The sequence below is a fragment of the Flavobacterium kingsejongi genome (assembly GCF_003076475.1).
In the GTDB taxonomy this organism is placed as follows: Bacteria; Bacteroidota; Bacteroidia; order Flavobacteriales; family Flavobacteriaceae; genus Flavobacterium; species Flavobacterium kingsejongi.
Map to the genome: position 1 here is coordinate 4,184,952 of NZ_CP020919.1, position 15,021 is coordinate 4,199,972.

16 protein-coding genes and 1 pseudogene are annotated in these 15,021 nt (G+C 40.2%); 8 read left to right on the top strand and 9 right to left on the bottom strand.

Going from position 1 to position 15,021, the window contains the following annotated elements; translation table 11 throughout:
* Nucleotides 1-51: 51 nt before the first annotated feature.
* The gene (locus FK004_RS18920; RefSeq protein WP_108738658.1) at nt 52-741 is read right to left on the bottom strand and encodes a DUF4290 domain-containing protein; all 690 of its coding nucleotides are present in this window, start codon (nt 739-741) and stop codon (nt 52-54) included.
* 26 nt (nt 742-767) lie between these two features.
* Nucleotides 768-1,052, bottom strand: a complete 285-nt coding sequence (locus FK004_RS18925; RefSeq protein WP_108738659.1) for a DUF493 family protein — start codon at nt 1,050-1,052, stop codon at nt 768-770.
* Nucleotides 1,053-1,245: 193 nt separating this feature from the next.
* On the opposite strand from FK004_RS18925, the gene FK004_RS18930 reads away from it, so the two are divergent.
* From FK004_RS18930 to FK004_RS18950, 5 genes are all read left to right on the top strand, one after another.
* A complete protein-coding gene (locus tag FK004_RS18930; protein WP_108738660.1) occupies nt 1,246-1,785 on the top strand; it encodes an AAA family ATPase in 540 nt (179 codons plus the stop codon).
* A 205-nt stretch (nt 1,786-1,990) separates the two neighbouring features.
* Nucleotides 1,991-3,883, top strand: coding sequence for a RecQ family ATP-dependent DNA helicase (locus FK004_RS18935; protein ID WP_108738661.1), 1,893 nt, complete (start codon nt 1,991-1,993; stop codon nt 3,881-3,883).
* Between the two features lie 42 nt (nt 3,884-3,925).
* Complete coding sequence (gene fmt, locus FK004_RS18940) at nt 3,926-4,873, top strand: methionyl-tRNA formyltransferase (RefSeq protein ID WP_108738662.1); 948 nt, start codon at nt 3,926-3,928, stop codon at nt 4,871-4,873.
* A 177-nt stretch (nt 4,874-5,050) separates the two neighbouring features.
* A complete protein-coding gene (locus FK004_RS18945) occupies nt 5,051-5,326 on the top strand; it encodes an HU family DNA-binding protein (RefSeq protein WP_108738663.1) in 276 nt (91 codons plus the stop codon).
* A gap of 116 nt (nt 5,327-5,442) precedes the next feature.
* The gene (locus FK004_RS18950; protein ID WP_108738664.1) at nt 5,443-6,003 is read left to right on the top strand and encodes a YqgE/AlgH family protein; all 561 of its coding nucleotides are present in this window, start codon (nt 5,443-5,445) and stop codon (nt 6,001-6,003) included.
* Here FK004_RS18950 and FK004_RS18955 read toward each other — a convergent pair.
* Both FK004_RS18955 and FK004_RS18960 read right to left on the bottom strand, forming a co-directional pair.
* Nucleotides 6,000-6,836 carry an aminotransferase class IV gene (locus tag FK004_RS18955; RefSeq protein WP_108738913.1) on the bottom strand — a complete coding sequence of 279 codons (837 nt, stop codon included), beginning with the start codon at nt 6,834-6,836 and terminating at the stop codon, nt 6,000-6,002. The two genes, FK004_RS18950 and FK004_RS18955, sit on opposite strands and share 4 nt — an antisense overlap.
* Nucleotides 6,837-6,892: 56 nt before the next feature.
* On the bottom strand, nt 6,893-7,285 hold the full coding sequence (locus FK004_RS18960) for an START-like domain-containing protein (protein WP_108738665.1): 393 nt from the start codon (nt 7,283-7,285) through the stop codon (nt 6,893-6,895).
* A 728-nt stretch (nt 7,286-8,013) separates the two neighbouring features.
* Between FK004_RS18960 and FK004_RS18965 the strand changes: the two genes are divergently transcribed.
* Entirely contained in the window at nt 8,014-8,415 is a 402-nt protein-coding gene (locus FK004_RS18965; RefSeq protein ID WP_108738666.1) for a hypothetical protein, read from the top strand.
* Between the two features lie 18 nt (nt 8,416-8,433).
* Here FK004_RS18965 and FK004_RS18970 read toward each other — a convergent pair whose 3' ends face one another.
* Nucleotides 8,434-8,805, bottom strand: coding sequence for a nuclear transport factor 2 family protein (locus FK004_RS18970; RefSeq protein ID WP_157956157.1), 372 nt, complete (start codon nt 8,803-8,805; stop codon nt 8,434-8,436).
* A gap of 184 nt (nt 8,806-8,989) precedes the next feature.
* Between FK004_RS18970 and FK004_RS18975 the strand changes: the two genes are divergently transcribed.
* Complete coding sequence (locus FK004_RS18975) at nt 8,990-9,976, top strand: alpha/beta fold hydrolase (RefSeq protein WP_108738914.1); 987 nt, start codon at nt 8,990-8,992, stop codon at nt 9,974-9,976.
* A gap of 154 nt (nt 9,977-10,130) precedes the next feature.
* Here the strand turns inward: FK004_RS18975 and FK004_RS18980 are convergent, their stop codons facing one another.
* From FK004_RS18980 to FK004_RS18995, 4 genes are all read right to left on the bottom strand, one after another.
* Complete coding sequence (locus tag FK004_RS18980) at nt 10,131-10,937, bottom strand: type 1 glutamine amidotransferase domain-containing protein (protein ID WP_227871643.1); 807 nt, start codon at nt 10,935-10,937, stop codon at nt 10,131-10,133.
* A 28-nt stretch (nt 10,938-10,965) separates the two neighbouring features.
* Nucleotides 10,966-11,940 (bottom strand): TIGR03571 family LLM class oxidoreductase, encoded by a 975-nt coding sequence (locus FK004_RS18985; protein ID WP_108738668.1) that lies wholly within the window; start codon nt 11,938-11,940, stop codon nt 10,966-10,968.
* A gap of 2 nt (nt 11,941-11,942) precedes the next feature.
* Nucleotides 11,943-13,157, bottom strand: a complete 1,215-nt coding sequence (locus tag FK004_RS18990) for an MFS transporter (protein ID WP_108738669.1) — start codon at nt 13,155-13,157, stop codon at nt 11,943-11,945.
* A 211-nt stretch (nt 13,158-13,368) separates the two neighbouring features.
* Nucleotides 13,369-13,938: a Crp/Fnr family transcriptional regulator gene (locus FK004_RS18995; protein WP_108738670.1), complete on the bottom strand. Its 570-nt coding sequence runs from the start codon at nt 13,936-13,938 to the stop codon at nt 13,369-13,371.
* 221 nt (nt 13,939-14,159) lie between these two features.
* Between FK004_RS18995 and FK004_RS19000 the strand changes: the two are divergent.
* A pseudogene (locus FK004_RS19000) lies at nt 14,160-14,552 on the top strand (helix-turn-helix domain-containing protein); the annotation flags it as partial.
* Nucleotides 14,553-15,021: the final 469 nt, after the last annotated feature.

Consider the following 15,021-nt stretch of genomic DNA (forward strand, 5'->3'; position numbering starts at 1 on the left):
AAACCAAGACACACCACGGAATGACCGGGTTGTAGACTTGGCTTTTGCAATTTATTTTCGGGTTATATTTTTATTTGTGTTTTGTTTTCCGTTTTTGGTAATCTTCGGCTTTTGAGGCCCGGATTGAATTTTATTGGACATCCTTTTGTTCGTACGCATCAGGTCCGAGGAATTCGATAATTCTTCTGAAGATGCTTTTAGGTTCAGCTTCCCATCAGACAATTCATAAAGGTGTTCAAAGATAACATCATCTTTTACCGTATCCTTATTCCAGCTCAGGTAGGATTTTTTCATGTGATTGGCAATCACGATAATCAAAGCGCTTTTCATCTCTCCATCTTCCCATTTGTTGGCCACATCAATCATATACTTGATATTATTGCCATAAAAACGGTATTTTGGAAAATTCTGAGGGTAATTAAGCGGATCCGGTTTTTGCTGTAGCAATTCCCGTGAAGGTATTGGGTAGGGTGATTCCACTTCCAGTTTAAAATCAGACATTACAAAAAGCTGATCCCAGAGTTTATGCTGAAAATCAGGCACGTCCCTCAAATGCGGATTCAGGTTCCCCATAACCGAAATAATGTATCGCGCCATTTTATTCCGTTCCGTTGCATCCTCAACCTGGGTCGCCTGGTCAATCAGTTTTTGCAAATGACGTCCGTATTCCGGAATAATCAAATGAGGCCTTTCAGCATTATATTCAAGATGCTGAATAACATCGTGTGGATTTTCTTGCATAATTAATTCTGTTGTTCTTCTTGGTTTTATAGCGAAATAATTCCCTCTACTTTCGAAACTTCAATATATTTTTCGATAATATTGTCAGCGCTTTTCATTCTGACATTGATAGAAATAGCAGTATATTTCCCTGTTTTAGAAGGTGTAGTTTCGATAACAGCGCCCATGTCGTTAAAAGAATTTTCTACATAAAAAATATTTTCCGCAGAAGTCGGAACAATAAATTTATACAAATATTCTATCGGCCATTGGCTGCTTTCGTTTAATTCTTCTTTTAAGCGTGCGTAAAATTCTTCTGTTTTCTTATCCATTGAATGTGTAAAAATAGTCAGCAAATATACAGTTTTAGTAGTGTATATTTTGTATGGTTTTTATTTTTTTGAGTGCAGGATTTAAAGATAAAACCTTTCTTTGTAAAATCATAATTTTGATTCGTTTTTTTAACTCCTTAGCCTTTCAGTTTCCAAAATGTTTAAGTAATTTTGCGCCTTATTTCTCAAAAAATTGGAAAAAGAAATCGTTGTTATCATTGGAGGTCCGGGAACCGGCAAAACCACTATTATAGATGTGCTAATTGCTCAGGGACATTGCTGCTATCCTGAAATTTCCCGTGAAGTTACTATGGAAGCTAAAAAACAGGGAATCGAACAATTGTTCCTCGAAAACCCACTACTATTCAGCGAATTATTGCTGGAAGGGCGGAAAAAGCAATACCGGGAAGCACTGGAAGAAGACTGCAATATCATTTTCCTCGATCGCGGCATCCCAGATGTGCTCGCTTACATGCATTACATCGGCGACGCTTATCCTCCTTTTTTTGACGAAGCCTGCAGGGACCATACCTACACTAAAATATTCATCCTCCCGCCCTGGGAAGAAATCTATACCGGCGATGATGCCCGTTATGAAAACTACGACCAGGCAAAACTCATATACAACCATTTGGTCGAAACCTATGAAAACTATGGCTACCAACTGATTGAAGTACCAAAAGATACACTCGAAAACCGGATCAGTTATATTTTAGGGCGACTCGATTGTTAATCCTGGAGCATAAAACCAGGCATTATCCGCAGCGGTACTTCCCGCCATCCACTTTATTTTTTTTCTTCCGATAACGCCCGGAAGAAAAAAAGATGCCGTTACTGTCGGGGCTACTCTACCGCCATGGCTTTTCCCGAAAGGGCAGTTCATTCCGTAACCCGGGACACTTTAGGCAAATTCTAAAAAAAAAACTACTTTTGAATTCATGCAGAAAGCACAGGAAATCCTAAAAAAGTACTGGAAACACGAACAATTCCGCGGACTACAGCAACCCATCATCACATCGGTTCTCGGCGGGAATGACACCGTAGGGCTTATGCCTACAGGAGGTGGAAAATCGGTTTGTTTCCAGATTCCGGCTTTACTCAACGAAGGTATTTGCCTAGTGATCTCTCCATTGGTCGCACTAATCAAGGACCAGGTACAGAATCTGCAAAGCAAAGGTATTAAAGCCATTGCCATGACAGGCGGTATCAAATCCGATGAAATGATCGACCTTTTAGACAATTGCCAATTTGGAAATTACAAATTCCTATACCTTTCCCCGGAACGCCTTCAGTCAGACTGGATTATGGATCGGATTAAAAACCTGCCCATCAGCCTCATCGCGATTGACGAAGCCCACTGCGTTTCCCAATGGGGCCATGATTTCCGCCCGGCCTTTCTAAAAATCGGTGGACTCAAAGACCATTTCCCAAAAATTCCTTTCTTGGCACTGACTGCTTCGGCAACCCCAAGGGTACGGGAAGATATTATTACCCAACTCGGGATGACAGCCCCCAATGTATTCCAGTCCTCTTTTATACGGGAGAATATCGCCTATATGGTTTTTGAAACCGAGGATAAACTATTCCGCATTGAACAAATCCTACGGAAAAACCCACAGCCATCCATTATTTATGCCCGGAATCGCAAAGCCTGTCATGAGACTGCAGCCCAACTGCAATCCCTGGGTTTCACAGCGACATTCTATCACGGTGGATTGCCTCCAAAAGAAAAGGAGAAAAACATGAACCGCTGGATGAGTGATCAGGTACAGGTAATGGTAGCTACCAATGCATTTGGTATGGGGATTGACAAACCCAATGTAAAAACGGTCATCCACATCCACCTGCCTGAAAATCTCGAAAACTACTATCAGGAAGCCGGACGCGGCGGCAGGAATGGAGAAAAATCATTTGCCGTGCTACTCACCACCCAAAGCGATGTACTCCATGCAGAAAACCAATTTATAGCAGTCCTGCCCGATAAGCAGTTCCTGAAAGAAGCTTATATCAAACTCTGCAATTATTTCCAGATTGCCTATGGCGAAGGAATTAACGAACAATTTTCCTTCAATCTGAATCAATTTTGCAACATTTATAAATTCCCGGTTCTTAAAACCTACAATACCTTTCAATTCCTGGACCGACAAGGTATCATTACGTTGTCCCAGGAGTTTTCAGAAAAAGTCACAATACAGTTCATCATTGACCAAAAAGAAGTGGTACGCTACATGAGCCTGAACCGTAGCGACGAAGAAGTCCTCCTGGCATTGCTTCGAAGTTATCCCGGTATCCACGAAATGCCTTCCGCGATCAACCTGGCCATGATAGCCCGGAAAGCTAAAACAACAGAATCTTTTGTGAAGTCCGTTTTTGAAAGGTTACAACAAAAGAAGATTATAGAATACCAGGCCCAAAGCAATGATGCCCTTTTGACATTTAACGAAGTCCGGGAAGACGATAAAACCATCAATAGGGTTACCAAATACCTTGAAAGGCAAAACAACTTAAAAAAAGAGCAACTACAATCCGTCCTGCACTATGTTACCACCAAAGACAAATGCAAAAGCCGCATGATCCTCACCTATTTTGGCGAAACAGAACTTACCGACTGTGGCCATTGCTCCTATTGCATTACTAAAAATAAGCCACGCAACGATTATAAAAAAATGGCAGATCAATTCCTGGAGCTGCTTTCCGAAAGAGCTTTAACATCAAGAGATCTGCTAATTATTACCAATTATCGGGAAGCGGATATTATCTTTGTGCTCCAGTTGATGCTGGAGAACAAGAGCATCGCCATTAATGCGGTCAATCAATATTACCGCCGCTAACGCATAAAAAACAACTACTAACTTTAAGACTTCAAATACACCATGGAAAAATTAAAAATCGTTTTTATGGGCACACCGGACTTTGCTGTCGGGATCCTGGATGCTATTCTCCAAAACAACTATACTGTTGTTGGCGTGATCACAGCTGCGGATAAACCGGCCGGGCGTGGGCAAAAAATAAAATATTCTGCCGTGAAAGAATATGCGCTGGAACACAACCTAAGGCTCCTACAACCGACCAACCTTAAAAACGAAGCCTTCCTGGAAGAGTTAAAAAGTCTCGAAGCCAATCTTCAGGTAGTTGTCGCTTTCCGTATGCTACCGGAAGCTGTCTGGAAAATGCCAAAACTTGGTACTTTTAACCTCCATGCTTCTTTATTGCCGCAATACCGTGGTGCAGCCCCTATCAATTGGGCCATTATAAACGGGGAAACAAAAACAGGGGTGACCTCATTTTTTATCGACGACAAAATCGATACCGGCGCAATGATCCTGAGCAAGGAAACCCCGATAGATCCCGAAGAAAATGCAGGACAACTGCACGACCGCCTGATGCATCTGGGGAGTGAAACAGTAATTGAAACACTGGCACTCATTGCATCAGGAAAAGCAACCACAACCGTACAGGAAGAAAAAGGAGAAATTAAAACGGCCTATAAACTCAACAAGGAAAACTGTAAAATTGACTTTACCCAGCCAGTAGAGCAAGTCTACAACCTCATCCGGGGACTTTCACCCTACCCCGCTGCCTGGTGCTTTTTTGCTGATAATGAGCAGGAATGGAACGTTAAGATTTATGATGCGCAACTCGAAAAAGAAGCCCACGATTTTCCAGTTGGAAAAATAATTACAACAAAAAAAGAACTAAAAATAGCGGTAACCGATGGTTTAATCAAGGTTAATAGCCTCCAATTTCCTGGAAAGAAAAAAATGAATACTGCTGAACTGCTCAATGGGATTGCATTTTCTGAAAATGCAAAAGCGTTGTAAGGTGCATAAACACTGATAACTAAGGAATTTTGAAAAAAGCAACAAAGTTTATCAACAAATACCTTGACTTATCAACAATTACATCAAAATGTAGGCATTACGTTTGCACGGTAAGGAAATCCGCTTAAATTTGTAGTAGTAACGGAATGTTTAACCAACAATTAATAACTATTTATTATGAACAAATCAGAATTAATCGATGCTATCGCTGCTGATGCAGGAATCAGCAAAGCTGCTGCAAAAAAAGCATTAGAATCTTTTTTAGGCAATATTGAAGGAACTTTGAAAAAAGGCGGAAGAGTTTCTTTAGTAGGTTTCGGATCTTGGTCTGTATCTAACAGAGCTGCAAGAGACGGAAGAAACCCACAAAGTGGAGCGACTATCAAAATTGCTGCAAAAAATGTAGTGAAATTTAAAGCTGGTGCTGAACTTGAAGGCGCACTAAACAAATAATTAGTATCCCCATACTCTAAAAGCTTTCCGCAAGGGAAGCTTTTTTTTTGTTTTTTAACGAATCTATTTGTTTATTTTCAATTTTCTTTTTAAATTTAATAAAAAATGCATCAATTATGATATCTACAAATCTACACAAAGGACACCTTTTGGTTGCAGATCCCTCATTAACAGGTGATTTATCGTTTAATCGTTCGGTAGTCCTGTTAGCAGACTACAATAACGAAGGCTCGGTAGGATTCATTTTAAACAAACCTTTGAAATATACCATACAAGATTTGATTCCCGAAATCAATGCAAATTTTAAAATCTATAATGGTGGACCGGTAGAGCAGGACAACCTCTATTTTATCCACAATATTCCGGAACTGATTCCGGACAGTATAGAAATTTCAAGCGGCATTTATTGGGGAGGTGATTTTGAATCCACCAAAGATCTGATCAATGAAGGTAAAATCAACAAAAATAATATCCGCTTTTTCCTGGGATACACAGGATGGGATGCGCAACAGCTGGAAAATGAAATGCAGTCCAATTCCTGGATCATTTCAGAGAACAGCTACCGCAACAAGATAATTGCGAAATCACCTACACATTTTTGGAAAGAAAAAATTCTGGAACTGGGAGGCGATTACCTGATATGGTCGAATGCACCAGAGAATCCGTTACTGAATTAACCCAAACGAATCTGGGCATTGAGTTTCATTAATAATACTTTTGCCATGCCATTACCGTATTCTTTTTTACGGTATTTGGTAATGGACTGTATCCCCTGAATGACATTGGTAATAAACAATTCGTCGGCCTTTTGCAAATCAAAAGGAGAAATCGGGCTTTCGGACACTTCAAGCCCTTCCGTCTTTTTGGCGATTTCCAACACCTGTTTACGCATTACTCCATTCAGGCACCCTTCTGATACCGGCGGAGTTACTAATTTATCTCCGGTCAGCATAAACAAATTGCCCTGTAACGCTTCAATAACATTCTTTGCATCGTTGAGTAACAGGCAGTTTTGGTACCCGTTTTCATGAGCAAAAATACTTCCTGCGATATTCACGCTTTTATTGGTTGATTTAATCGTCGAAAGCAATTGGCGCGGTACATAAAAATCTTTGAAAAGGTCAACTTCATAGTCTGATGGCTGCATTTCGTATAACGTTTTGGGTAACGGTGCTGCAGTGATGATGTAATCCACTGCATTGGTTTCTGGAAGGTAAAAACCACCGTTTTTACGGCATACGGTAATCCGGATTCGAAACGAAGGATTTTCCTGACCCTCAATGACTGATAACAATTGTTGCTCCAGGAATTCCATGGTAAAATTCATAGGAATCTCCATTCGCAGGATCCGCATGGATGACATGAGCCTGAAATAATGGTCTTCAAGGAATAAAATTTTCCCATCTACCGTTTTTACTGTTTCAAAAACCGCATCCCCAAAGAGAAAACCACGATTGTCAAATAACTCATTCTCCTGTTCTGCAATGCTATTGCCATTGTAATTAATCATAAAAAAGCCTTGAAATAAATCCAAGGCAAATATAAGTGTAATATCCTAAAATAGTACTATACTGATCCAATTACGTGTTTCAAATCCGAAATCTGATTTTCCCATAACTGTTTGGCTTCGTCCACTTCTTTATCATGTGCAAAATCAACTACTACCAGGGAAACATCCTTAGTGATCTCATCTACCTGTATTCTAAGCTCAAAAAAGTATTCGGTATCCTTATCATTATCATCTACCCATCTGTATTTTACTTTTTCACCGCTTTTCTTGGAAGACAGCCTGGCTTTTTCCTCTGAATCATCCCATATAAAAGTAAAAAACTCACCTCTGGAATTGACATTATCGGCAAACCACTCCGAAAGACCCGATGGAGTCGAGATGTAAGTGTATAATAATTGGGGTGAAGAATTTATCGGAAATTCCAATTCATATTTAATTTTTTCTTCCATAACATAAAATAATTTCGCGAAATATATAGAATATAAAATTCATAAAAAAGTATTTCTAAAAAAATTACATGTTTTACACAACAATTTTTATATACTCTTTTTTTTACTTCTTTTCATCACAATCTCAATATAAAGCTATAGTACTCGTTTTGAATACTATACACTTAAAAAAGTGACATATTGCGATATTAATCCTCAAAAACACTATTTGTTTTAATAATTTTATGGAAAACCGTAAGGAAATGCGAAAGAAGTAGCGTATTTTTGTCATATGATAATGACTTTTTAATCAAAAGTATGACAGTAAAACAGACTTAATACAAAGGGGTAATTTGTAGATTAATTATGTTCTATCATTATTTAATAGAGTTTTTTTGTTAAGTAAGGCCATCCGTTTACGGGTGGCTTTTTTACTTTCATAAGAACTGCTAAAATCAATTTAATTTACTTTTGCCCCCAAAACTTTCAGAATGATTACGGTTACTATGTCGCGCACGACTTCTACATCTTTGTGAATGATTAATCCGTTACTCAAGACGATATCCGAAATTTAATTCCAGCAAAAACTATCGGTAAAAAATGAAACACCATAGAAATTGTAGGCTCTACAGCCACCCAATAAAATGCCAGGGTAGGCAGTATTAAAAAGACGTTAAAGTTCCTCATTTACAGATAAATAATAGCGTAAACGGTTAGAATTGATTATATTTAGGTAAAAAATTACGGCTATGACACCCCAAATTTTAATCACTCTTAAAGTGGCCGACTCTATTGCGCTACCATCCTTATGCCATGACGATCTTGTCCCGGTAATTAATGACTATATTTTAAAATTCCTCAAAAGTAACAAGGTACAGGTTATTGACTATTTTGAATCGGAAGAGACTATTGACTCCTACTGGGAAAAAATCACAGAGTACAATCGTGTTCCGGGAGTTGCTACTTTTATTACAGTTCCAAAATTGTTTGAGGAACACTATGCATTTGAAGGCTTTCAACAGCATAATGATGAAATACTGCAACACGTCATTGGACAATTTGAAGAAGATAGTGTACAGCTCGATCTTACCCTCACGCGATTACGGCAAAATCTGCAGGAAATACACCTTAGTTTCAAAGCCAAAAAGTAAAAGCTATTATCTACGGGGCTATACCTTAAGGGCTACCGCTGCAATGACTTGCCATTTTCGATCGATAAACAGCCAGGTTCTGGTATAGAAATAAGAGCCTTTAAAGTGCATGCCCAGGTATTTTCCTTCGATATGATTCAGTACATTTACAATGGCTACAGTATTGAAGTTTGAAATATGCTCTTCCAACACGTCCATTATCTCAAACTCAATGAGACTGGAAACCATGCGATCTGCCCGGTTAGCCGAAGTAAAAATCCTTCCAGCTTCATCGGTATAAACGGCTTCAGGGTGAACCAGTTTATGAAAGGAATTTAAATCTTTCGTAACAATCGATTCAATGAGCCTGCGCTCACACTCTTGTATTATTTCTTTATGTGTTTTTGCCATGACCATCACAAGGTACTAATTCTTCTACAATTCGTTGAAACAATACCCCTGATTGTAATGTTATTTTGGCTTGCTTATCGACTATAGTTGTGAGTATTTATAAAAAAAGTATCTTTAACTCTTTAAAAATAAGAATACAATGTTTTCTTTTACCATTCAAAAGGTAACCATGCCCCTACACATTATGAAATCAAAAAAACTTCTGTTCTTTTTGCTCTTGCTATCCAACGCTTATGGAGCTACCGCTACAGCCCTGAAAAAAAGTAGCCTGGCTACTACGGGGATTGATACCACTGTAATTGTACCGATCGGGGGGATTCAGCAGTACCTCAGTTTCAAAGGAAAAGATATCACAAAACCAGTACTGTTGTTTTTGCATGGCGGACCGGGATCTTCCCTGATGAAGGTCGCTGATCAATTTACCCAAAAGCTGCAGGATCATTTTATAGTCGTACAATGGGACCAACGGGAAACCGGAGCAACACTGGCTTTAAATGCATCACCTGATAAACTGACAGCCGAATTGCTTCAAAAGGATACGGAAGCAATGATTACTTATTTGCTTCAGCATTTTAACCAAAAGAAATTATACCTCGTCTCCCACTCCTGGGGTTCAGTACTGGCTTTTGACATTGCGGTAAAACATCCTGAATTGCTGTATGCCTACATTCCTATCAGCCCGATTATAGACCAGCAAAAAGGAGCAGCACTCACCCAAACGATGTTAGAAAAGTGGGCGCAGAAAACAAAAAATGAAACGGCGATCCAGGAATTGGCACTCGTACATATCCCGTTTGAAAAACCTGATGATTTATTCTACTCCCAAAAATGGCTTTTTATCCATAATGGAGTTGATTTTGCCCAGAAGGATGATTTTAAAGCCACCTATTACAAATGGCTGGACATTTGGTTTCCGATGTGGAAAGCGTCGGTTCAGGGTTCCCTGTTCACAAAAGTTCCCGAAGTACACTGCCCCATCTACTTTTTTGAGGGGAATGGCGACAAACAAAAATCCCATGACCTGGTAGCGGACTACTATCGATTTTTAAAAGCTCCGAAAAAGAAACTCTTTTGGTTCCGGAAATCCGGCCACACTGTATTTAATACCGAACCGGATAAGATACAACAACTGCTTATTGAAACTGTATTACCTGAAACCTATATAAATTAATCCGGCATTACGATACTACGCTAACAAAAAACCTTTTACCGATACAACGGTAAAAGGTTTTTTGTGCTTTGTATTTTTTTAGAATACTGTCTACTGTAGACAACGGCCTGTTTTGTTGCAATATGCATCTGTATTGCATTTTAAACTATTATCCTTATAATTTTTGCAATTCGGATAGTACTGCTTTGCCTACCGCTTCCCCTGATTGTGGATTCTGCCCTGTAATCAGGCGTTGATCGCTTACCACATGCACCTGCCACTTACCGGATTTCTCAAATTTAGCTCCTCGTGCAATCAATTGATCTTCCAGTAAAAAAGGGACTACTTTGGTCAGTCCTACTTCCGCTTCTTCTTCATTGGTGAATCCGTTTACTTTTTTACCGGTAACCAGGTATTGGCCATCACTTAGCTTAATATTTACAATTCCCGCCGGACCGTGGCATACCGCACTTACAATTCCGTTATGTTCGTAGATTGTGGAAGCTATTGTTGCAATTTCGGTATTCTCTGGAAAATCCCACATCGCTCCATGACCTCCGGCATAATGTATGGCTACATAATCCGCAGGATTAACTTCTGACGGACGTAATGTATTTTCTATTTTTTTATGGTATTCCGGATCTTCCCAAAATTTCTTATTGATAGGATCTTTCAGGTCAAAACCATCTACTGGTGGATTTCCACCTTTAGGACTGACAAAATCAATTTCATAACCTGCTGCAGTGAGAATTTCCCATGGATGGGATACTTCGCTTAGGTAATACCCTGTGGGAGTTCCGGTAGTACCTTTTACACCGTGGCTGGTCACTACAAAGAGAATTTTCTTTTTGCCGGATGGCACCTCCGATTTTTCAGAATCTGCTGCTACTGCTGTTTTTTTATCCGGCTGGCAGCCCGTAATTAAGGTAGTCCCTATAACGATTAACAGCAATGCATTCATACGTTTCTTCACGTTTTTCATAAGAATAACTATTAAAATTAAAAAAGGTTTATAGTGTTGGTGTTGGAAAAAGAGGCAGTGCCTGCTCCCCTATTTTACGAATCGCTTCGGCCAGCGGGGTTTCTGATTTCCTGAGATGTAATGCCAGGTGATTCACACCAGCTTCTTCATACTGCTGTAAAAGGATAAGCAATGCTTTTACGCCCGATGATCCCCCGAAACGGTGTGGTACAAAAGGAGCATCATCATCTACCAGCAGGTTCAGGTGAAAGGCAGTAATATACGGCTTTGATGCCTGGTTGTTATCATACAATGCATTTTTCCAACCAATGACCATCTGAGCCGTTTCTGCAACCGTCCTGGGATAATTGAACCAACCCTGCATGTTTTGTGCAATCCAGTCCATGTCCTGCCCGGCCTTTCCGGCAACGATCCACGAAATTGATGCAGTAGGTTTTGGGTATACCTGTATGGCATCATTCAGTCCCGGATAAAACTTGCTGAGCTGGCTTTGATCTTTCCAGGCTTCCAGCAGGATACTGTGATTGGTCACAAATCGCTCCCGACGGGATTCAAAATCATACCCGAACAACGGAAATTCTACCGGGCGGTCCCCAAGCCCTACTCCAAAAAGCAGGCGGCCTTCGGAAAGGTTTTCGACTGTTGCGATAGCTTTTGCGAGTTGTAATGGATTATGGAGTGGTAGTACAATAGCAGCGGTGCCAATTACAATGTTTCGGGTGATCCCAGCAATATACCCGAGATATGCAATGGTATCAAACAACTGGGCACCATCGCCAAAAGCAGGATCATATACCGGAACTTCCCGCATCCACAAAGCGGAAAACCCTAACGTATCGGCTAACCGGATATATTCTGCATGCCGGCTAACATCGGGGATCCCAAATGGGCGTCCCTGCTGTTGCCTTTTTTGCTCCCCGGCCAATGACCAATCGTTATCCAGTGGAAATTCCAGTCCCAGTGTCATTTTACCAGGAACATGTATTTTACAAATGGTTTCCATAATCAGTTCTTTTTTTCTTTACTATAACTTTTATAGGTCAATACTACTCCGAAGAGTACTAATATTGCTCCAATCCAGGGTGTCGCAGCGACTCCCAGTGTTGACTCAACCACAATACCGCCAATAAATGCCCCGATGGCAATTCCTACATTAAAAGCAGCGATGTTAAGGGATGATGCAACATCTTCGGTCCCGGGCAGGTATTTTTCGGCCATTTGCACAATATAAAGCTGCAGACCCGGTACGCTGGAGAATGCCAGTATTCCCATAGCAAAGAGTGTCAGTACGGCTGTGACCTGGCTGTAAATCGTAAAAGATAATACGAGTAAGACAATAGCCTGTAATACGAACATCACCATTAATGCTTTTGCAGGTTTATGGTTGGAGACTTTTCCCCCAATCACATTGCCTATGGCGATGGCCACTCCATAGATCAGTAATAATAATCCGGTAGCATCAGGAGAAAACCCTGCAATATCTACCAATAAAGGCGTCAGGTAGGTAAACGTTACAAACGTCCCGCCGTAACCAAAAGCTGTAATGGCCAATATCAGCAGTATGGATGGATTTCTTAACACCCGGGCCAGATCTGACAGGCGCAACGGATTGCTTTTTTTAATCGTATTGGGTATCAATATACTACTTGCAATGGCGCCAATAGCCCCAAGAATTGCCACACCGATAAAAGTAGCACGCCATCCGAAATGCTGCCCGATGTACGTGCCCAGCGGCACTCCGGTGACAATGGCAACTGTAAGTCCGGAAAACATGATGGCAATGGCACTGGCGCGTTTATTTTCCGGAACCAACCCGGCAGCGATTGTCGCCCCAATAGCGAAAAATACCCCATGGGCAAATCCGGTGAGGATTCGTGCAATAACCAGAGTAGTAAAAGATGGTGCGATCGTGGCTAAAGCATTCCCGATACTAAAAAGTACCATAATCCATAAGAGTAGTTTTTTTCGATTGATGCCACTCGTTACTGCTGTTAAAACCGGTGCCCCTATCGCCACGCCCAAAGCATATAAACTGACCAATAATCCGGCAGTAGGAATTGAGGTTCCTAAATCCTGAGCTACTGTAGGCAATAGCCCTACGATTACAAATTCGGTGGTTCCAATGGCATAAGCACTAATGGTAAGTGCCCATAAAGCAGCGGGTAATCCCGTACTTTTACTTTTAGACTGTATAGCAGTAGTGTTTGTTGTTGTTTTCATATCGTTGTACTGTGGTGAATTTATTATGGTACAAATTTCCGTCAGAAAACACTGCTGTGCGAGGAAGTAGATCACCAATAAAAAGTGACCTGCATCACATCTTTTGTGGCAACAGAAAAAGTAAGGCAGAATAATTCCGATAATCCTTTTGATTAAGGACTACCGCAATAGGAAAAAAAGGAATTAAAAAACAGTACTGACTTATAAAAGCTTATCCTTTGAGGCGGCTCAGTGTTTCACGGGTCACCCCTAGATAGGAAGCCAGTAATTTCTTAGGTACACGCTGTATCAGCCGGGGTAATTTTTTGATCAGCTTACTGTAACGTTGCTCTGCGGTTTCTGTGAGTAAGGACAGTATGCGTTGCTGTAAGGCAATATAACCCAGATTGGATTTGGTCCGGAAAAAATTGGCCATAGCAGGAATCTGCTGGCACATGTATTCCCGATCTTCTAACTTCAGGCAAAAGAAATCGGAATCTTCAATACAATCGACATATAAGGTTGCAGGTACTTTATTCTGGTAGGCATAATGATCGCTCACCCAGTAATTCTCCATGCCAAACTGCAGTATATGTTCCTTTCCATCTTCATCAAGGGCATAGGCTTTAATGAGTCCCTGTATGATCCAGAATTCAAATGGTACAGGATCTCCCTTTTGTACCAGGAATTGATGCTTCCTAAGTTTTTTATGATGGAAATACCCCCGGACAAATTCCCACTCCTCATCGGTGAGTGTACAAATTGCTTCAATATGGTTTCGGAGTAAGGTATAATGATCCATAAGGTTTTGATGCTGAATTGGTCTCGTAATTGTAATTTGATCCCACAAAAATACAGTATCTATTTTGAATTTAACCCATGCCTTTTGACCTCAACCAAAAAAATGAATTAAATTTAGCCTGCCTGCAAATCACCCCTATCCATCATTATTGCATTACCGCAAGTTTCGGATTGCAATCGTGGCATCGCATGCAGATCTTTGTAGTCCTAAAGCACAAGACAATGAACGAACAGGAAATCATTAATTATAATCGTATTGCCGCAGCAATTGACTATATCAGCGAGAATTTCAAAACACAGCCCAATTTGGATGAAGTAGCCGAAAAAGTACATTTGAGCCCATTTCATTTCCAGCGGCTGTTCACGGAATGGGCCGGAACAAGCCCTAAAAAATTTTTACAATTTATCAGTATCGAACATGCCAAAAAACTTCTGAAGGAAAATCAGGCATCCTTATCCGATGCCGCTTATGACACCGGACTATCGGGAACGAGCCGCCTTCATGATCTTTTTGTTTCTATTGAAGGCATGACCCCGGCTGAATACAAACACAACGGTAAAAACCTGGTGATCAATTATAGTTTTGCCGAAAGCCCCTTTGGCAACCTCATCGTATAAGGGCTATAAAATGAATTGTACAAAAAGACATTAAATAAAAAAGGTCGAAAAACCCAGTAAAATAAGGACTTGACAATAAAAAAGGTCAAAATCAAAAAAATAATGAATTGTACATATACTACCATATACTACTATTATACTACCATTTAGATTTATAAAAAGGTTCAGTACTGTTTAAATACTACCATTGAGCCAATGTAACCCATGTTAAAACCCCCTAAAACACTGATAAATCGGAGTTTTAGGGGGTTTTAAAGTGTATAAGACCTTATGAGTGGCTTAGTTTATTTACGCCTCTTTACAGAGGCTTTTTTATGCTTTGAAAAGTGGGTTAAAAATGTAAAATATTGATTTGCGCATTCAGTTGGGCATTCAGTTGGGCATTCAGTTGGGCATTCAAAAAACCTAAATTTAACAGTTTAAAAGATATAGAAAAAGCCTAAAACAGATCATAAATGATGTGTTT